This window comes from Pseudomonas sp. QD4 (assembly GCF_049199125.1).
In the GTDB taxonomy this organism is placed as follows: Bacteria; Pseudomonadota; Gammaproteobacteria; order Pseudomonadales; family Pseudomonadaceae; genus Aquipseudomonas.
The window spans coordinates 156,903-175,160 of the sequence record NZ_JBLZOM010000007.1; the positions used below are offsets into that span (position 1 = coordinate 156,903).

Consider the following 18,258-nt stretch of genomic DNA (forward strand, 5'->3'; position numbering starts at 1 on the left):
CTTAAGACTATTCCCCCCCTTAAAGTATCAAGCCCGCATGTTCGAACGCGAGTGGCTCCAGCACTTTCATCTGCTTCAGAGTCAGTGGCGCAAAGTTGCGATCCAACTGCAGCTCAGCAAAGCGCTCCACGCTCAACCCGCCCTCACGAAACAGCTTCGCCCGCTTTGGACCAATCGCTGCATCCTGAAACGATGCCGGCTGCTGCTGGAGCCAATTGTAGTAATCAATACTGGCACTGACCTGCCCGGGGCCATTCGCGCCAACCGAAGCCCGGGTAGCGCCCTTGGCGAACACCTGGCTAAGTCTGGTCAGCAGAACGAAGGTCGTGCGGCAGTTAGGGTGAAACGGTGGCCGAGGACCGGAGTCGACAGGAAACCGTCGCTTATCCATCGTTCGGCAGAGCTGACTGGTCTTCCTGTCCAGCGTGGCGACCATCTCAATCTCGGACACGATGTCCGTATTGGCCTTGGCCACCTCCATCCGCGCCTGTGACGACACATGCTGAATCGCGGTGTGCACGACAGTGCTTGCGTTGCGGCTGGTGGTTGCGAGGATCCCATCTTTGTAGCCAGCAGCCTTGGTGCCTCGGATATTGCGGATAATCTGGAAGTTGGTGTGTCCTTCGAAGAAACCCTGCCTGATCGTGCCAGTGACGCGTTCGCGCTCAGCAACGGTCCAGCCCTTGATGAAGGCCTTCAGCAGCTTTCCGCCGCCGGTACCACGCACACTGAGCGGATTCGTCAGCACTGCTGTGCGAATTGCAGCAGCCGTCGGCGCTACGACATCGAGCGACACACCAACCGGCACCGACCTGGCCAAACTGGTCGCTTCGAACTCAGCCTCGTAGTTGGCGATATCCACCAGGTCGAGATTCAATTGCGCGCTGTAGCGATCGAAGATGCCCAGCAGCAGGCTATCGACCTCCTTCAGCAGCGCTTCCAGGCGCTTGACGTTGTACTCGGTCAGGTCCGATCTTGTAAGCCGGTCCCGGATCGAGCGGTCAATCTCCTTGAGGAAGGGGGCGAACTTGCCCACCTCCCCCGCCTTCAGCTTTTCGAGGAAGACAGCGTGCCGGATCGTGGCGTCAAGGATTGCTTGGTTTGCCGCCATTTGGTGTTACCTCGTCATCCAGGCCAAGGCCATCGCCCTGCTCTTCCAACTCGCCGTCGATCTGTTGGTCGGTGCGCTCTGGCGCAATCAGGCCAAGCTTGCGCAGGTAGGCCCGAAGATCCGCTTTCGCGAAGCCGCCGTTCTGCCATAAGCCAACCAAGGCCGTGATCATCTGCGGATCAGCCGTCAGCTCGACGAACTCCTGATTCACCTGGTAGGCGACCTTCGTTTCAGCGATACCCATGTAGGCGCAGCACCACATGATTGCCCGGGTATAAGCCTCGCTGACGTTTGCCACGCAGCCAGCCAGGACCGATGTCGATGCCGATTGATCACCGCGCGACTCAGTGGCGGTCTTGGTGGCAAGTGAAGCAACCACCATCCTCGCTCCCAGTTCGATCATCATCTGGTTCTTGTCAGCCATGGCCTCCTTGACCAGCGTGTTTGGCGCAGGCTGCGCGTAGCCGAAAGCTCCATTGACCGGAAGCAGCATGGGCGCACGAGAGCCGACGTAAACGCCCTTTTCTTCGAGCAGCTTCACCCACTGCTCAGTCAAGCCAGAAATCCATGGCTGAGCCTGGCCACACCAGAAGACGCTATCTTCGTAGTCAGCGCTGTTTCGGTAGTGTCCCAAGTTGATCATGGCAATGTCGTAGAGCGGCGACTCATCAATACTTGGATCGTTGTTCTGGGCCCCCACGAAAGTGAACGGAATCTCTTTCAATCGACCCGTGATGCCTTCCGGCCTGAACTCCTCAACGATGGCCAGCGGGCCGCCGCCCTTCGGGCCAGACCGACGCCAGACCCGGCAGACAAAGCCATCAGGCTCCAATGCCAGCTCTCGATACTGCTCAATCACCTTGAAACCGAATCCGTCCTCCTCTTCCGGAGCTTCGCGCAGCACCACAAGGGTCAGCACGCTGTGACCATTCACCATCCCGGTACGCCAGTTGATGATGTCCTCAGCGCAGTAGGACAGGATCACTGAGTGTCCACCGATGCTGTTGTCCTGGTGGTAGTCGACATAGAGCCCATGCCGTCCAGCCTCCAGCACTTTCTCAAGCGTGCCCTGGGAATGCTGGTAGATGCTCACGCCGGAACCGTTGGCGTTGTCCTGCAGGTACTCCAGCTTTTTCGATACCGTCAGTGTCGGGTCTTTGTGGAAGGCCAGGCCCAGCAACCCGTTACGGGTGTGCCCGGTGGCGTTCTTGAACACCGCGCGCTCACGGTAAGCCCGGTTACGATCTTGGTTCTCCGACGACTTGTCGTGTGCATTGATGTACGGCAGTCGGTCGACAACCCTGTGCTGACCAGCACACACGTCGCGCACTGTCGCCCAGCGGGCCAGCGCTTCAATGTAGTCCGCCCGTTTGAAGGAGACGTCATTGCTCATCGGGCGTATCCCATTTTGATAGAGGTGGCCGGTTTCCTAGCGCTCTTCGCCACAGCGAAGTAACGGAATCCGTCGGAGCCGTGAGAGGTCCAATCGTGAAGCGGCTTGTCTTTCCAACAGCCGCGCTTGTCGTCCCATTCCTTGCGGTAGTTCTCAAGGCAGGAAATTCCCTGCTCGCACTTCGAGTCATCGAATGCGCACTTGGGCAGGATCTCCCGAACCTGCTCAATGCCGTCATTGACGCCGAGCTTCGGAACGACCTGGAACGTCATGCAGTACTTCTGACCGTCGATGTCATAGCCCTCACGGGCCAGCTCTCGACGGGTCTTGGCATCGCTGCCGAACTCTCGGTTGTCGATGTCGTGCGGTCCCCAGTGCTCGGAGTAGGTGTAACCCCTGTCCTTGAGCACCTTCATGTAGTGCCGCAGGCCCTCGCCTGAGTTTTCGTAGTAGTCGATGACGTGAAACTCTTCGCCGACCTGGCGCACGAACCAGATGGCCGTGGAGTCGCCGACACCGATGTCCCAGAAGGTCATCACTGGAAGGTGGCTATTGTCGGGTATCACCCCGATCCGCTGCTGGGCGTAAAGCTTGGTCAGCTGCTGCGCGTAGTAAGCGCCCTCGACCGACTGCTGGAAGGCTTCGGCAGGAATGGACGGGTATTCCCGCTTCATGTCGTCGCCGAGCATCTTCTCCTTAGCTGCGTACCAGGCGCGCTGGCCGTCGTTCGTGACGATCCCGTGCTTGGCGTGCAGCTCGTTGAAGTAATCGGTCAGGCGCTGCGGGATGACCACGTCGGTCGCGTCAAGGCTGTAGGCCTTGTTGTTCCACCAGCTGAAGAAAAAGAACTTCCAGTCGAGCAGGCCCAGCGGTACACCGGAAAGCTGCTGCCTCTCCGCCGATTGGCTGTAATCAAAGAAATACCCCGCCCGGCCCTCTGCCGTTGACTCGATGGTGACGAAGCACTCAGCGGCCACCGCCTCGAAAGCGCCGGTGACGATCTCCCGCGCCTTATGCGGGAACTTGGCGCAGATCTTCCCAAACTCGGATACGTGCAGGTAGCGCAGCGTGCCGCCCCGGAACGAGGTTGAGACGTAGAGCGAGCCGCCCTTACTGAACACCAGCTCACCCGCAGCGTCGTTACGCGCCGGGTTTGCAGCACGGAGCTCTTTCGGGAGGTTGTCGTAGGCGTACTTGACCTTCTCCCGGAAAAGCCGCTTCGCGTCGTTGAGTGTGTGAGCGATCAGGGCGCACTTCGCAGCCTCGAACAGCGCCGCATCCAGCTGGACGATGCACACCAGTGTCGTGAAGCCGAGCTGCCTAGCCTTCAGGATGATGTTTCGGGTATGCATCCCCCGGAAGTAATCGATCTGCTCCTGCGTCATGCGGAAGCGAACCTTCTTACCCTGCTTGTCGGTGATGAAGTAGAGATTATTCAGTCGCCAGAATCGATCCCGAAGCAGCTTCATGTGCTCGGGTTTCATGTCAGGCGTCCTGTGTTAGTTCATCCATCATCTTCGAGATCTCATCGGCGTCGTCCGTTTTCTCCTTCTCGTCCAGGCTGAATGCCTGACGCTCCAGGACTTGCAGGTTCTTCATTGCAGAGGAAAGCTGGAACAAGGTTTTGGAATTGCTGGGTAGCGCGACAGCAGCAAGCATCGAAGCCCGGCGCATGCCGTTGTTGTCCTCGCTTGTCTCGTCGATGATCGCGTCTTCGATCTCTTCGCGACGTTGGATGGTATTGAGTAGGTCATCCATCAGCAGGTTCGCAAGGTTCGAGGCCTTGCGTATGTCGCGGCGATGACTGCGAACCACCCGAGCGCCTTCCTCTGCGGCCTCTTCGATGATCTCTGCGTCAAGTTCGCAGTTCGCGCCTTGGTCGTTGCGAACCTCTCCGCGAACCAGCTTGCTGCGAACCTCTTTGCGCACCTGGTCGGAAAGGTCTCTCGCCCATCCAAGGGCCTTGGCCTTCTTCCTGATTGCGGTGTCGCTCACGCCTTGGCGCTCTGCAATAGTCCTGATGGAAAGCGAACCGGCCCGGTAGGCGCGTTCGATTGCCTCCCAGTCGGGTTGCTTGGTTGTCATAAATTGTCTCAGGTAGATCCGAAGGTAGAATTGAAATAGTGGCGTGTTGCCGGTATTGGTGATTCTTTATTTAGGATTACATGAATGGCACTTTCCATCCCCGCAGTCGCTCGGACCATCATTCGAATCTCAATTCAAGGAGCCGGGGCCGCAGCGCTCATAACAATTGCTTACACGATGTGGAACGATTCAAAGGTTGAGTCAACTACAAATGGCGAAACCAAAGCCCTGCTTACCATCACGATCAAACAGCTTGAAGAGAGCAAGACTGAAAACCTGAAGCTCCAAGAAGAAAAAAAACAGAAACAGTCAATGATAGATACCCTCCATCAGCAGCTGCTAACCGAGCAGGTCGATAACAAATACACAAAAAAACTTTTGGAAGAAGCGGACACAAAAATCAAAGCTCAAGAAATTCAGCTGGAGCAATTAGCTCGACTGGCAAAGGCAAGTGATCCTTGCACTCCGGTAAGGCTTCAGATAGCCGAGATCGAGAAACTGCTTCAGCGCTCAAGCCATGATGCGTTTTCCCCAAAAGGCGCACAGAGAGAACAGCTAGCACTCTCCCTTTCGGAAAAAAACAAGACACTGAACATCTGCTTGGGCGCTCGCAGGTAATGTTCCAATGTCGCGACACAATTTGCTTACTCGCGAAACGTGTCGCGACTTACTCCACCTTCCGACTGGGCAGTTTGAAGTCAGTCACCCTGTCAGCTATCGATCGGATCTTCTCAACACCCAGGAAGCCAACCCAGCCACCCACAAAGGTGGCCATACTCTGGGGTAGCGAGAAGAACTCAAGACCGCTGATGATCGTCAAGGACAGGCCGCCACAGATAGCACCCTCCACGATCATTTGGCGTCGAGTGCCGCCCCCGTAGGTAATTCGAAGCACTGCCATCGCGCAGGACAACGCAGCCGCATAGAGGATTGGCGAGTGCTGGCTCAACCACGCAAGCGCAATCGCCCAGGTGTCTGGTTTGTCTGGCATGTTGGACATCTCGGTTCCTCCCCGTCAGGGAGTTAGGAATGTTGCAGGCCGTGACCTACAGATTTGAATCAGCCCCAGCAGCACTCCCGGCTCGGAGCGATGGGTGTGGTGGAGCCGAAAACGAAAAAGCCCTCGACGAAAGCCGAGGGCTCATGATGACCTTCTGATGAGCTGGGTCGATGTTCCAATCTGCGACCACAACTATCCTTATCGACGTGGCCGCACTAAATGGATCGCCGCATCTATTTTAGGTTACAGCAGGTCATATGTGATCCACACATATCCGGAAGGATTTGGACTGACCCACAATCCATGACCCGCCGGAATTTCAATTGGATACTGCAGATAACTCGCAGTCTGCTCCAATCGAGCGATAACCGGTTTGGTTGTGTCATATGGATACATAGGTGCCGCGGTTCCGGTTTGTACGGAACCACCGCCAGAGCCACTGAAAACGCCTGTTCTGATCACCACACCATTCACGTTATCAACGGGATTAATGATCTGAGTGACTCGAGAAAAAGAGTCAGACTTGAAGTGCGTGCCAATTTTTACTGGTTCCATTTTTTCACCTTTTGAGTCGAATGATTGGTCGCGGAAAATTCCGCTTTCATGTCGCTCAAAGGCGATGAATTGAAGCTCTTGGCTTTCTCGAATGGCGGGCTGCAGAAGCAACCCACCGGGACCTTGAAGGCAATATGCAAAAGCCCCGCATTATCGCGGGGCTCCATGTGGTTTCTTAGAACACGTTGTCCCAGGTGTAGCTACCGGTTTTCCACTTGTGGTCCGGATAGAAAACACGAGGCGGCTTGATTGTCGGGGTGTACCCGAAACGAGCCCAGATCGGGCGCTCGGTTACGATCGAGAAGCTACCATTCGCCTGCAGGCGGATAGTTGCACCAGGATGACCACCAGTGCCGCTCTGCCACACTGGGACATTGTTTGCTGCGTAGATCACCAGGTTACCGTCGGCCTGCATCACGCACTTCACGGCGCCTTTGTTCTGGGTGTAAGTCGCCCAAACAACGCTGGAGTTCGGACCGTAAACGACCAGGTTGCCATCACCTTGGAAAACAAGGGAGTGGTCACCGGCGCTATAGAACTGACCCGGAACCAGCTCAGTATTACCGCCGATAATCATTGCGGCCCCCACTCCTGGAGTGAACGGACGGCCGTTAGGTGCATACCAGTGAGGGATGGTGTCGACAGTTACGATGTTCCCGTCATCCTGAACCTGAGTGAACGCGCGCAGCGATGCATCTTCACGGGAGCCCATAGTGGGATCGCTCGGGGTAGTCGACCAAATACGACCACGCAATGGGTCATCTAGGACGAAGCCATAGTTCATGAAGACCATCATGGGGTCTTTTTTGTTGCCCTTGCTCAAATTCGTGAAGGGAGTGTTCTGGTCGGCGACCCATACCGCTTGGGCGCCGTCATAGAGCGCAAGGTTGCCATCAGCCTGAAAAATCAGCTTGAAGCGCTTGTTGGGAGACTGCAGATACTGATTCGGCGCCATGTAGTAGCGAGCCGGCAGTATAGAAGAGCCATTGTCGGTAAAGTCGTATCGAATCCAAGCCATATTGTCACCTATTGAGTCGAATGATTGGTCGCGGAGAATTCCGCTTTCATGTCGCTCAAAGGCGATTGCTCGAGGCTCGAGGCCTTCACATGATTCAACGTCCCGCATCGGGAACATTTGATCTGGAGCTCTGTGAACTCACCCACACGGGCGAGTAATCTTCTGCATTTGCCACATCTGCATTCTTTTAACATCTGCAAGTCCATTTGTTTTTCTGCTAGGCTCCGTACCGCTCGCGCGAGCAGTGAGGGCCTTGGCCGGCTTGCAGGCTAGCTCTGCGATCTGGCGGCTTCGTTGGGTGTTCGCGCACCTTCTGAAGTCGCCCTCTCTTTACCGCGCCCATGAAAAAGCCCCGAACTTGTCGGGGCTTTTTGCTTTCTGGCGGGTATCTCTTCTACCGCATATCGTCGGATAGCGGCGTTTGTTCATCCGCCTCTGGCGTCGTCCTTTCACCTGGATCCTTCCAATCGTCCGGACGATCTTCTGTTGGATTCTTCAAAGGATCGTACTTGTTGGGATCTTCAGGATCGAGCGTTGGCTCGTCTGAACCAGGTTCAGGGCTGGATGGGATAGAACTCTGGGTTTGATCTTGAAAACTCGTATTGGTAGACATAGCCACCTCACCATTAAGGCCAAGACTATCTGGGCCGTATGAGTTGGAAGCTTGCCGGCGAGCCGCGTGCATTTGAGTCGATGAACGGGCAATAAAAAACCCGACTCACGGGCCGGGTTTTCAATTTTTCAAAGAGAGTTGCCGTAGGCAAAACTCTAACAGTGGGAAAATATTGCCACCAGCCGCACGGGAAGTCAAGCAGCCTCTTTCATCTTATAAATTACTGCAGCTACAGGACTCAGTGCACGTCGATCAATATCCTCACAGCACTCGAAAATCAATTGGATTACACCTCCCCAATCGCGCTCCCAGTTGCACGACTCAAGACGAATTTCGTACACCTGCCAAAGCCAGGATCGGAATTTCTCCGCGTTTGCCAATGGGTCTTCGCTAGAAGATTGGCCGCCCTGGTGCATGTGCCGGTACCGACGCATTACGCCTTTCACCACGAACTCAAGCTTCTCCCGTTTGATCGCAGTCATCCGCGGCGACTTACTCTGCACCATCAGGAATACCACCTCCTCCGCTGCCTCCCGGACATCGTCATCCTGGTCGGCTGCGTACATGTAGTCGCCGAACACACGTATCTGAGGATGCAGCCTCGCAATAGCCGACTGGATATGTCCTGCCAGTGCGCCATGTACGGCATGATTCGCTGTGGGGCCTCGTTCTGTCTTCTGAACCACTACCCCAAGTATCTCTGTGTCAGATGTCTGGCCGGGGGCCGGGTTATAACCGCAGTCATGCCATGCCTGGCGCGCCGAGTTGATCTTCATGCTGCTGCATCCTTTCTGAGTTCTCTGGTTTTTGCTCGGTATTCAGCCTTGATGGCCTTGATCTCATCGACGGTGTATTTGCGTGCCTCATGTGGTCCTTCAAGCCAAGCCAACTTCTCGGCGCCGATGCGTAGCACCAGGCGAATGCGGTACTCCACGGCGTTGCCGGACAGATTCCGATTGCACTTCACGCACTGCCGATGGATGTTCAGCGGTTCGAAGCGCAGCTCCGGGCAGGCGCCGACGGAACGGTAGTGCCCGGCGTCCCAACGGCTCCCGGTCATGAGGTCGCTGTCATTCGACGTCGAATCACAGCTGATGCACGGCAGGTGCGCGTCACGCAGGCGCACGTACTCATTCACGGCCGCCTGGGCCTCGCGCAAGTGATCCGCCCTGCTCTTCAGCTTCTCCTTGCGGACCTTGATCTCGCGGCGACCTACTTCCGCCAAGGCCTTGCCCGCTCTTTCCTGACCTTTCTCCGACTTTCCATGAGCGATCGCGCACTCGATCTCGCCGCACACCGCCTGCGAGCTTCTGGAGGGCGTGAACATTACTCGGCATGACGGGCAGCGCTTGCGACGTGGACCGCCGGAAGTGAGCGGGGTTTTGCGCTGCAGTGGGGTGCGCTTCATGCCGCCTCCTTGAATGCTTCGAACTCGGCCATTTCGGTCAGGCGCTCTTCAGTGAGAGTCGGCCAGTCATGCAGCACCAGGTATGCGCAGCACTGGCGCCAAAAGTCTTGGAATGTCTCCTCCCCCATCGAGTCGTAGGAAAGGCTACGGGGTATCTTGCGTGTGAGCTGGCCGAGCCCGGGGATATCGAACAGTTCCTCGTCGCAGTACACGCCCGACTCCAATTGCAGCGCCTTGATCGCGTCGTGGGATTGCTTTCCAGAGAACCGATCGATGTTCTGGCTCAGAACCCGGCCAAGGCCGTGAACCAGACCGTTAAAGCGTGGGTTACGTGGCTGTTTGAGGTCTGCACGTATCTTCGTGTTGATCCGAAACTCCCGTTCCCGAAGAAGCGAGCGGTCAGCGTCGGAGCAAGGCACGAACGCGGCAACCTCTTTGCCAGTGGCCGGATCGACCAGGCGGCGCAGCACGAGGTAAACGGGCATCGGGCGGGGTTTGGCCGGCTTGGTCATTGCGCCGCCCTCTTCTCTTCCAATTCCTGGGCCTGCTTGATCAGAAGCGCCCGGCGATCCGCCAATTCGTTGGCCGCTTTTATCCGGATTTCGTCTTGTTGTTCGGCCGCAGCCTTCCGCATTTCAAGCATTGAGTTCTTCACCAGTTCAAGCTTGTTACGAAGCTCCGGTGCAGGCTGGGTAACAGCACCGGTGAGCAGCCCGGCAATTGCCCGCCCGTCCTCGGAGACAGGCTCAACACTCAGGTCTGCCAGGTACTTCTGGCCGTGCTCGCTCGGGATACGCTTCAGCTCAATCGCCTTGGTTACGGCTTGAATACGACGGTTGGCGTCGAATCCCACAGAGACGTGCCAGTTGGCCGGCTTCGCATCCTCACGAGCCTGTCCCACAAAGCGCTCGTAAGCGCTGATGAACGCCATCCGCGCGCCTACCTTATCGCCGGCATCGAGGACAGGCTTTGCCGCGGCCAGGGCCAACTGGATTTCATCGGTCAGCACCACGGTTTCGTATTCGTCGTTGGTGGTCATGGCGATGGCCCAGGCCTCGTCCTTACCCGGGCGCCCATCAGCCGACTGGGCATGTTTCAGAATCGATGCAACCGTGAGTCGACCACCTTCGATACGGCAGCTACGAAGCGCTGCGGCAAGCACAGGCTCGGCGTGTCCGCGCAGATCCTCGACCATCACCAATGCCGCAGCCTGGGTGAGTTGCTGCCCCATGACCTCAGCAGTGGCAAACAGGGATAGGAGCAGTTGTTCTTGCTGTGCGTCATTCAGCATGGGTCGCGACCCTCTTGGCTCGAAGCGCTTCAATGGCCTGCTCGGCAGCGCTGAAGTTGGTTTGGGTCTGCTCGATCTGCCGAGCGGTGGTCCCGTTCATCTGGCGATTGGTGACCCACTGGGTGTGATAGCTCTCGGCATTGGCCAGAAGCTCGTTGAGGCTGTGGCACTTGCGCACGACACCGGCATCGCTGTTCTTCAGGAAGTGAGCCGCGACATGGTGGGCGACATCGGCGCCGAGGCGGTCGACCAATTGGCCGAGTTGGCCACCGACTTTGGCATTCCACACCGGCCAAGTGCTGTAGCGCTTGCGGTAGGCCATGGCGTAGTTCGCCCAGGCCTTGAAGGTTTTGCAGGCCTGGTCTTTGGGGCCAGGCATGTCGGCGGGGATCTCGACCCGTGGAGTGTCGGTGCGATCAACCACCAGCACCAAGCCGCGGGACTGAGCCGGCTTGCCGGTGGCGTCCTGCAAATCCTGATTGGTTTCCTGATTGGTACCCTGATGATTGGTATCCTGATTTGTCGGAGATTTTTCCGACCCTTGCTCGGATTTTTTTCCGACCTTGCTCGGAGATTTTTCCGAGGTAGATCGGATTTTTTTCCGACCCTTATTGTTTGGAGGGGTCGGATATTTCTCCGACCCATCAAGCTTCTGGTTCCACTCGATAGCCTTCACGGTTAGGCGAAAAAGCGTAATGTTAGAAGTGCTGGAAAGCTCAATCAAACCGGCCTCTTCAAGGGCCTTCAGCATGCGGTAAGCGGTATCTGGCTTGTCGGTGAGAAGCGGCAGCTCCTCGATGATCTTGGCCTTGCTCAGCGCGAAGAAGATCCCATCGTCAGTCTTGACCGGCTTGGTCCAGCTCGGGCAGCCGTAGATAAAGGCGAACAGCAGGGCCTGCTGAGAATTCAGCCCCCATTCGAGCGCCTTCACCTGGTTGATCGTGATGGTGAATTGCATTTCAGGCCTCCGCCGATCTGCGGAAATCAATGACCTTCACGCCCTTCCAGCTATTACAGCTGGCACAAAGCGTTTGGAGGTTCTCTAAAACGGCCTCCCCGCCCAAGCTTTCAGGGCAAATGTGATCGGCCCGCAAGTTTCTGTGATCGCCACAGCGCAGGCAGCGATACAGATCGCGCTCGAAAACCTGGGTTCTTATGGATTGGCCGATAACAGTTTTTTTGGGCCTTGGCGCCTCTTCGTTCGGCCAGGTAAGCCAGGTACCGCCATGCTTCTTGCTATAGGCGTTCGCAATTCGTTCCGCGCACTCTCCACAGACAGATGCGCCTGGCACCTCAAGGGAATAGCAATACATGGCATTGCGAGCTTCCTGGCTGGAGTCGCCGCAGACAGGGCATGAAGTCGTAGGCACCATGCTCACGCGGCACCTCGCAAGGCCTTGTCGTGAGTAAACAGGCCGTCCCAGGTCTTTTTCATAGGCAGCTCGCCAGCCAGATACAGGTCGTACAGGCGCACAGCGCCCTTCTTGAGCAAGACTGGCGTGAAGGAAATGAAGGCCTCTTTGCCGTGAGGAGTGACTTCGTGCTGGTGCTCGGTCATGTACTTGTCACGGGCGTAGGAAGCCACACGAAGGCGCAGGCCGAACTTGCTCTCGTTGTAGAGCCAGTTACGGCTCTCCAGGTACTTGCCCACCTGCATGACGTTGACCCCATTGAGGCCCTTGCAGAATTGGGTGTGGGTCATGCCTTCCTTGAAAAGGTTCTCCAAGGAATGGATCTTGGTAGCCTGGGCCTCGACCTGGATGGTCAGCTGAAGCCGGGCCTGCTCGGCCTCAAAGGCCAGCTGGATCAGATCCATGCGAGAAAGCTCGCGAGGCTGGGCAATGACTGCTTCAAGCTCGCGCCAGCGGCGAACGACAGCCAGGCGCATCTTGGCGCTATAGCCGGTCAGTAGCGTGTCGGTCATCTCTCGGTTGAGGTTGAAGCACGGCAGGAAGCGCCCGGTGCTGTCCTTGTACTGGGCTGAAAAATCAGCCGAGTCGATTTCAAGCTCAGCGAGCATCGAGCGGATATCAGCCAGCACGTTCTTGTGCAGCTTCCCGGTCAGCTCGGCGATCTCGACAGACGACATAGTCCGCGCCACGTTTTGCGAATTCTGAAAACGTGGCGCGACATTGGTAGGGGTATTGCTCGAATTGGGTTGGCTCTGCATAATCGGCCTCATCAAGTGGTAATGAATCAGCCGGGGCGCAATCCCGGCTTTTTTGTGCCCGGGATTCAGGCAATCTTCAAATTCGGTCGGTGCTTTTTGATCAGCTCTTCAGCCTTCCGACCAAGCTCCCCTGCCCGCGCTTCAACCTGGCGGCATTGCTCGGCGAACGCCGGAAGATGCGGCAGGTCCTCTTCGCACATCACCTGGTCGTCAAATACTTCGCTGCCGGTATCGATCACGTCGCCCAGGGCACGGATCAGCGCGCCGAAGCTTTTGTTGGCGCATTGATCACTCTGCATCTGGCGGGCGCCTGTCAGGCCATGGCGACCTGCCAGCTCGTTGATGCAGTGGTCGCGATACTCTGGCTCAAGAGCATTCACCCAAGACTCTTCCAGCCACGACAGCATTTCCTGGTCACCCGAAAGCCAGCGCTGCACACGCTTCAGCCAGCGGCCGGTCGCTTTCACGAATTCGCTCACGTCGTTAAGGCGAGCCAACTCATTGAAGTCAGGAACTTTCGATTCCTTGATCTTCTCCGTCGGAACTCGCAGATAGATCTCTCGGGCCAGTGATTGCGCGAAATCGTCCTGGCTCAGGCTGGTTCGGGCGATCTGGTTTGCCGCGTGCGCCACCAGCACTTGGTCACGGGTTTGGGCGCTATGTCTTGGACTGGACGTTTCCATGGGGACCGCTCTCTTCTAATCTGGCTTCAACGGATTGGCGTGACGGGTCGAACTTACGAAGCGTTCTTCCACTGGATATCCGGAAGGCACTCTTGCCGAGTCACCGTTCCGCCTGTTGCGTGTTCAATTTCAATGGCTCGCTCGGCAGTGATGGAGCGGTCACCAGAGATCAAACGAGAGAGGTAGCTCGCCGGAATGCCGAGGCTGATGGCGAGGCGTTTTCTTCCGCCGCGCGGAAGCTGCTTTGCGTACGTGGGGAAGTCCATACGGATTTACCTTCTGGTTCATTTATGCGCGAATTTACCATAAATGTTTACCAAGTAAAGGTAATTTCCCCAAAGGGAAATAAAGGTTCTAATGGGAAGATGGAAATCAAAGACATACGCAGAGCCAGAGTTCGCCAGGTCATTGACCGCGACTTTGGTGGGAAGGACGCTGATTTCGCCGCCAAGGTGGACAAGCAACCTTCATATATCTCCCGGCTTTTCACCGAGAAAGCTGAGCATCTCCGAAACATCGGGGAGAAGATGGCGCGCGACTTCGAGTTGAAATGCGGACTTACGCCCGGATCGCTTGACCTCCCATTGAGCGAGGGCGAGCTATCAGCAGCATCAGTGTCTGGCGCCGCAAAACCCAGGCTTCAAGTCGAAATCCCACTGCCATCCATCGAGACTTGGGACGACACAACCCCGCTCCCTGACGACGAGGTCTACGTCCCCTTCCTGCGCGAAGTAGAGCTGGCAGCCGGCTCTGGCCGGTTTGTGATCGAGGAAAGTGACGCTGCCAAGCTGCGCTTCTTCAAGAGTGATCTGCGCCGCAACAATGTGCAGTTCAGCAATGCCAAGTGTGTGATCGTCCGCGGCAACAGCATGTTTCCAGTGCTACGCGATGGCGCCACGGTCGGCGTGAACACTGGAAAGAACTCGCTTGGCGATATCGTCGATGGCGACCTCTACGCGATCAACCACAATGGCCAGCTACGCGTGAAGCAGGTTTACCGCCTGCCCACCGGCCTGCGTCTGCGCAGCTTCAACCGCGACGAACACCCAGATGAGGACTACACGTTCCAGGAGATCCAAGAGCAGCAGATCTCAATCCTGGGCCATGTGTTCTGGTGGGGGATGTTTGCTCGCTAACCCGAGCGAATACTGCCCCTTCACTCTTAGCTGCTCCTATTTGGATATGGACATTCAATGAAAAACCTAAAGCTCCCCCTCGCCCTATCGCTTGCTGTAGTCGTGTCGATGCTCACTGGCTGTGCCGCCTCCGTTAAAACAGGAGGTAGCAGCTCGTTGGCGATCCAGGAGTCAGCCAAGCAGAACCTGGTCGTCAACTTCCGCGGGAATGACAAGGTCCAGCAGAATCATGACTGGCCTACACTGAAGCGAGATTGGAGTGACGCCCTCCAAGTCGAGGCTCAACGAGCCGGCTACAAGATCAGCGAAGCCAAAGAGCTGCAGCCAGGTGCCGGTGACGGCGTCGGTATCGCGATTAACGTGACCAACTTCCGCTATCTGACCACTGGGGCCCGCTACGGCGCCGGCGTAATGGTGGGGAATGCCTGGGTCAACTCCAACGCAGACTTCTCAGACCTGAACTCAGGAAAGCTGATTGGCACACGCACCTATGACACCTCATCTTCAGCCTGGGAAGGCGTCATGTCAGCGATGACACAAGAGCAGGTGCAGGCGATCGCGAAGCAGATCATCAGCGATATCAAGAGCGCCAAAGCCAGATAACGCGACCGGCTCACCTGGCGCCATGCGAAACGCAGGAGGCCCTATGTCCCTCACCAAACCGAATCAGGAACTGCGCCGCGACCTGAAAGAGACTGCAGTGCTGCTCAAGTAGCCAGGCGTCGACATCATGCAGGTGGCTGTTTGGCTCTCCGGGGCGGGGCTTGAGGATGATGCGCGGAACCTGATGAAGATTGCTCTCTCCTTTCAGGAAGTCGAGGGCAAGCTGTCGGGGGTATGCGGAAGCGGTGAAGGTGGGAAGGATTTTGCGTGATGCGTAACGAGACCGATATCCAGGAACGCGTTCTGCTGGTATGGAATGCTCGAAAGTTTTAGGGCAACAGATTCACAGAAAATGACACGGAGGTTTCATGAAAAAAATCATCGCACTTCTTTCGCTATCCATATTGGCTGGCTGCACCTATCAAAAGTCTCAATATGTACTCGATGTCGAAAAGGCACCGCTACCGGCTACTGACGAGGCAAAGTCCGTTGAGTGCGCTCACATTTACAGCGAGATCGATAGAAACAACAGCGCCATGGCCAAGAGCTATCAAGACGGTACATTCTCAATGAAAAATCAACATGAGAAAGACGCTAGGAACGAAGCGCTGTCCATTCGAAGGTTCAAGATAAACTGCCCTCGACGATAGCTCTCGCTCGCCAGCCGGAAACCCGGGAATAGCTATCCCCTCACAAAACCCAGCCAGCAACTGCGCCGCGACCTGAAAGAGGCTGCAGCGCTGCTCAAGTGGTCGGGCGTAGATCTGATGCAGGCTGTGCGGCTGTCCGAGGCTGGTCAGGAAGATGAAGCCAAAGAGCTGCTGAAGATTGCTGCGAGCTATCAGGAAATCGAGGACAAGCTGGCGGGTTATGCGGGTGAGATGAAGGCGGGAAGGATTACGACCTTGAAATAAAAAATTTTTATGTCCGTTAAAATAACAATCGCAATTGTGTTTTGCTGGTATCGCGAGATTTATGGAGTTCAATTGGTGAAACAGGAAAAGCAAAAGCGCTACATATTTGATTTCTATTCGATAGCGTCAGTCCAGCATGACCTCTTCGCCATGACCACAGAGGCCGCATTCGAGAAGATAATAAACGGGGATCACCCTAAAAGCTATGCGAGCTATGGGTGTATACGAGAAGTCTTCGGCCTTAATTACCGTAGCAATACCAATTCATACGCGGGCCAAATCCGCAAAATACGGAAAGCAGATCTTCCAGAAATTGGAGCATTGGGGAAAGACGGAAAAAAGATTGAGCTGAAAATGGACGAAGGCGTTATTGAAAAGAATTTTTTTGTTTACTACAAAGAAAATTCCCTACTGGTTATACACAGGAACGATGACGGAAACACTGGCTTGCATCTTGCGCAACTGCTGACGGCTAGTGCTGGCGTGACTTTTTTTGCCAGCCCGATCATAAGACCGGACCAAGCAGAGATGCTCCTTAATAAAAAACTGAGCATAAAAAAGTTCTCCGTAAAAATCCCCAAACCAACCAACCCTGACTTGTATCCACAAGACAACTTAAGCGCCAGAACTTTAGAACTCCTAAATCAATCAGGTGCCGACTTTCTCGACGTAACCTTCACAATTGATAACAAGCTTGATACAAGCTCAGGAAAACTGAGTAGTGCCATACAAAGTTCAATTGGCTACCTTTTAACAATGGGTGCAACTAAAGCAAAAATTGAAACCGATGAAAATGGCAAAATACTACCTATAGACTTAATTGCCAATAGGATATACTCATCTCAGACCATCAGAACCAACTCATCTTTTCCGCCTCCTGAAAGCATGTATAAACTTGCTGACAAGGCAAAGGAAGAACAGAGAGAATCAGTAGATGATTATTTCGGCAAAACTAATAGAATTATTTAAACTATCCACTGCGATATTCATAACATGGATGTTTCACAGATATAACTTCCGCTTCCAGCCTGGCGAAATTTCTACGCTGGCCGGCGTCCTTGCTGGCGCTTCTGGAACGATACTCGGGTTCCTGATCACTGCAATCGCATTGATGGCATCAGTGATGGATCGGGATCTGTTGAAAAATCTCAGGTCGACCGGGGGATACCGGATACTAATCTCCGGAAGCTTCGTCTGTGCATTCCTTTTTTTGCTGCTCCTTGCGTCATCAGTATGCCTATTGCTTCCATGGGCAGGAGAAAAGCAGCTTCTCCTGCTCCTGAACATATTCATAGGGTCCTTGGCGGCAATACAGCTTGCCGGCACTGGGCTGGGTTTCTACCGAATTATTATGTCGATTAGCAGAGGCTGAGCGCGAATGCGCTGACTATTCAGCTTGTCATACCCAGCCCAGCGCCGGGCTTCTTGTTTCTGCCCTTTCACACTAGGGCTCCTCTGGTCATCCTAATTCCTAGTAACAGCCTAAGCCCACCCTCCGCATCAGAATTCATCACGGCATATCTTGTTACAACCATTCACCTGTAGGCACCGTAAGTAGAGAACTTCAAACTTTTGCTCCAGTCCTAATGCTAGGCGTGCTTTAAACCGTGAGCGCCTGCTGACAACCCATAGAGGTTCAAAAAATGAAAATGACACTACCCGTCCTAGCTTTGGGTGTCCTCATTTCGCAAGGAGCGATGGCAGCCGGAGACGGCACAGCCGCTCTTGGAGGCGGCGTTGGTGGTGCACTTGGCAACATCGTAGGCCAACAGCTCGGTGGCTCAACTGGCGCGGCGGTAGGCGCAGGCGTAGGTGGTGCTGCTGGTAGCGCTGTTGGTGCTCAAAGAGGCAACAGAGCGGAAGCTGCATTAGGCGGCGGTATAGGCTCGGCTGGCGGGTCACTTATTGGGAATCGCCTCGGCGGCACAACTGGCTCGACTATCGGTGCAGGTCTCGGCGGCGCTGCGGGTGGCGCGCTAGGAAACAACCTAGCGGATGATGGGAGCAATCATCGGTCGGATGGTAAGAAGCACAAAGGCAACAACAAGCATAAACACAAGAACAAGCATCGTTAGTTTCTGACGCTGTTACATCGAAGCCCGGCCCAGCGCCGGGCTTCTTGTTTCTGCCCTACCCCGGTCCGCCCATACATTGCGCAGTACTGCAAAGCAATGCTCCGGCATGCTTCACAAGCCTTCTCCACTCATCACTCGTGATCATGTCGGATCGCTCCATGGCGTCAGCCCGTCTCAGCAATTCGAAATACTTCACCTCTGCG

The 18,258-nt window shown here is 55.6% G+C and carries 27 protein-coding genes; 9 read left to right on the plus strand and 18 right to left on the minus strand.

The features are described 5' to 3' along the window. Positions 1-19: 19 nt before the first annotated feature. From ACOZJV_RS29735 to ACOZJV_RS29750, 4 genes are read right to left on the minus strand one after another with little or no spacing between them, the layout of a single operon-like run. Positions 20-1,111 (minus strand): minor capsid protein, encoded by a 1,092-nt coding sequence (locus ACOZJV_RS29735; protein WP_421549121.1) that lies wholly within the window; start codon positions 1,109-1,111, stop codon positions 20-22. Continuing rightward, positions 1,086-2,504, minus strand: a complete 1,419-nt coding sequence (locus tag ACOZJV_RS29740; protein ID WP_421549122.1) for a DUF4055 domain-containing protein — start codon at positions 2,502-2,504, stop codon at positions 1,086-1,088. Before ACOZJV_RS29740 ends, ACOZJV_RS29735 begins: the two co-directional genes overlap by 26 nt. Continuing rightward, entirely contained in the window at positions 2,501-3,988 is a 1,488-nt protein-coding gene (locus ACOZJV_RS29745) for a terminase (protein ID WP_421549123.1), read from the minus strand. The genes ACOZJV_RS29740 and ACOZJV_RS29745 overlap by 4 nt, the downstream gene beginning before the upstream one ends. 1 nt (position 3,989) lies before the next feature. After that, positions 3,990-4,589, minus strand: a complete 600-nt coding sequence (locus ACOZJV_RS29750; RefSeq protein ID WP_421549124.1) for a hypothetical protein — start codon at positions 4,587-4,589, stop codon at positions 3,990-3,992. Positions 4,590-4,673: 84 nt separating this feature from the next. On the opposite strand from ACOZJV_RS29750, the gene ACOZJV_RS29755 reads away from it, so the two are divergent. Beyond that, positions 4,674-5,207, plus strand: coding sequence for a hypothetical protein (locus tag ACOZJV_RS29755; RefSeq protein ID WP_421549125.1), 534 nt, complete (start codon positions 4,674-4,676; stop codon positions 5,205-5,207). Positions 5,208-5,256: 49 nt separating this feature from the next. Here ACOZJV_RS29755 and ACOZJV_RS29760 read toward each other — a convergent pair whose 3' ends face one another. The 14 genes from ACOZJV_RS29760 to ACOZJV_RS29825 all read right to left on the minus strand — a co-directional run bounded on the left by ACOZJV_RS29760 (position 5,257) and on the right by ACOZJV_RS29825 (position 13,593). Continuing rightward, entirely contained in the window at positions 5,257-5,589 is a 333-nt protein-coding gene (locus ACOZJV_RS29760) for a phage holin, lambda family (RefSeq protein WP_421549126.1), read from the minus strand. A gap of 243 nt (positions 5,590-5,832) precedes the next feature. Further along, positions 5,833-6,255, minus strand: a complete 423-nt coding sequence (locus ACOZJV_RS29765; protein WP_421549127.1) for a hypothetical protein — start codon at positions 6,253-6,255, stop codon at positions 5,833-5,835. A gap of 64 nt (positions 6,256-6,319) precedes the next feature. Continuing rightward, positions 6,320-7,162: a putidacin L1 family lectin-like bacteriocin gene (locus tag ACOZJV_RS29770; protein WP_421549128.1), complete on the minus strand. Its 843-nt coding sequence runs from the start codon at positions 7,160-7,162 to the stop codon at positions 6,320-6,322. 8 nt (positions 7,163-7,170) lie between these two features. Beyond that, entirely contained in the window at positions 7,171-7,356 is a 186-nt protein-coding gene (locus tag ACOZJV_RS29775) for a Com family DNA-binding transcriptional regulator (RefSeq protein WP_201132194.1), read from the minus strand. A gap of 200 nt (positions 7,357-7,556) precedes the next feature. Beyond that, positions 7,557-7,775 (minus strand): hypothetical protein, encoded by a 219-nt coding sequence (locus tag ACOZJV_RS29780; RefSeq protein ID WP_421549129.1) that lies wholly within the window; start codon positions 7,773-7,775, stop codon positions 7,557-7,559. Between the two features lie 194 nt (positions 7,776-7,969). After that, the gene (locus ACOZJV_RS29785) at positions 7,970-8,551 is read right to left on the minus strand and encodes a hypothetical protein (RefSeq protein ID WP_421549130.1); all 582 of its coding nucleotides are present in this window, start codon (positions 8,549-8,551) and stop codon (positions 7,970-7,972) included. After that, positions 8,548-9,183 carry a recombination protein NinG gene (locus tag ACOZJV_RS29790; RefSeq protein ID WP_421549131.1) on the minus strand — a complete coding sequence of 212 codons (636 nt, stop codon included), beginning with the start codon at positions 9,181-9,183 and terminating at the stop codon, positions 8,548-8,550. Before ACOZJV_RS29790 ends, ACOZJV_RS29785 begins: the two co-directional genes overlap by 4 nt. Beyond that, complete coding sequence (locus ACOZJV_RS29795) at positions 9,180-9,695, minus strand: hypothetical protein (RefSeq protein WP_201131113.1); 516 nt, start codon at positions 9,693-9,695, stop codon at positions 9,180-9,182. The genes ACOZJV_RS29790 and ACOZJV_RS29795 overlap by 4 nt, the downstream gene beginning before the upstream one ends. Then, positions 9,692-10,474 carry a hypothetical protein gene (locus ACOZJV_RS29800; RefSeq protein ID WP_421549132.1) on the minus strand — a complete coding sequence of 261 codons (783 nt, stop codon included), beginning with the start codon at positions 10,472-10,474 and terminating at the stop codon, positions 9,692-9,694. The genes ACOZJV_RS29795 and ACOZJV_RS29800 overlap by 4 nt, the downstream gene beginning before the upstream one ends. Continuing rightward, positions 10,464-11,432, minus strand: a complete 969-nt coding sequence (locus ACOZJV_RS29805; RefSeq protein ID WP_421549133.1) for a phage replication protein — start codon at positions 11,430-11,432, stop codon at positions 10,464-10,466. The genes ACOZJV_RS29800 and ACOZJV_RS29805 overlap by 11 nt, the downstream gene beginning before the upstream one ends. Before the next feature lies 1 nt (position 11,433). Next, a complete protein-coding gene (locus ACOZJV_RS29810) occupies positions 11,434-11,847 on the minus strand; it encodes an HNH endonuclease (RefSeq protein WP_421549134.1) in 414 nt (137 codons plus the stop codon). Positions 11,848-11,849: 2 nt separating this feature from the next. After that, entirely contained in the window at positions 11,850-12,644 is a 795-nt protein-coding gene (locus tag ACOZJV_RS29815; protein WP_421549135.1) for a Rha family transcriptional regulator, read from the minus strand. Between the two features lie 65 nt (positions 12,645-12,709). Continuing rightward, positions 12,710-13,327 carry a hypothetical protein gene (locus tag ACOZJV_RS29820; protein WP_421549136.1) on the minus strand — a complete coding sequence of 206 codons (618 nt, stop codon included), beginning with the start codon at positions 13,325-13,327 and terminating at the stop codon, positions 12,710-12,712. A 53-nt stretch (positions 13,328-13,380) separates the two neighbouring features. Beyond that, the gene (locus ACOZJV_RS29825; protein ID WP_421549137.1) at positions 13,381-13,593 is read right to left on the minus strand and encodes a transcriptional regulator; all 213 of its coding nucleotides are present in this window, start codon (positions 13,591-13,593) and stop codon (positions 13,381-13,383) included. Between the two features lie 99 nt (positions 13,594-13,692). On the opposite strand from ACOZJV_RS29825, the gene ACOZJV_RS29830 reads away from it, so the two are divergent. From ACOZJV_RS29830 to ACOZJV_RS29865, 8 genes are all read left to right on the plus strand, one after another. Beyond that, positions 13,693-14,463: a S24 family peptidase gene (locus ACOZJV_RS29830; RefSeq protein ID WP_421549138.1), complete on the plus strand. Its 771-nt coding sequence runs from the start codon at positions 13,693-13,695 to the stop codon at positions 14,461-14,463. A 57-nt stretch (positions 14,464-14,520) separates the two neighbouring features. Continuing rightward, positions 14,521-15,066 (plus strand): hypothetical protein, encoded by a 546-nt coding sequence (locus ACOZJV_RS29835; RefSeq protein WP_421549139.1) that lies wholly within the window; start codon positions 14,521-14,523, stop codon positions 15,064-15,066. Between the two features lie 127 nt (positions 15,067-15,193). Beyond that, positions 15,194-15,337, plus strand: coding sequence for a hypothetical protein (locus tag ACOZJV_RS29840; RefSeq protein WP_421549140.1), 144 nt, complete (start codon positions 15,194-15,196; stop codon positions 15,335-15,337). Between the two features lie 97 nt (positions 15,338-15,434). Then, positions 15,435-15,716 (plus strand): hypothetical protein, encoded by a 282-nt coding sequence (locus ACOZJV_RS29845; RefSeq protein WP_421549141.1) that lies wholly within the window; start codon positions 15,435-15,437, stop codon positions 15,714-15,716. Positions 15,717-15,833: 117 nt separating this feature from the next. Continuing rightward, on the plus strand, positions 15,834-15,980 hold the full coding sequence (locus ACOZJV_RS29850) for a hypothetical protein (protein ID WP_421549142.1): 147 nt from the start codon (positions 15,834-15,836) through the stop codon (positions 15,978-15,980). Between the two features lie 75 nt (positions 15,981-16,055). Continuing rightward, complete coding sequence (locus ACOZJV_RS29855) at positions 16,056-16,949, plus strand: DUF6731 family protein (RefSeq protein ID WP_421549143.1); 894 nt, start codon at positions 16,056-16,058, stop codon at positions 16,947-16,949. Continuing rightward, positions 16,915-17,352 (plus strand): hypothetical protein, encoded by a 438-nt coding sequence (locus tag ACOZJV_RS29860; protein WP_421549144.1) that lies wholly within the window; start codon positions 16,915-16,917, stop codon positions 17,350-17,352. Before ACOZJV_RS29855 ends, ACOZJV_RS29860 begins: the two co-directional genes overlap by 35 nt. Positions 17,353-17,623: 271 nt before the next feature. Continuing rightward, complete coding sequence (locus ACOZJV_RS29865; protein WP_421549145.1) at positions 17,624-18,055, plus strand: hypothetical protein; 432 nt, start codon at positions 17,624-17,626, stop codon at positions 18,053-18,055. Positions 18,056-18,258 lie beyond the last annotated feature (203 nt).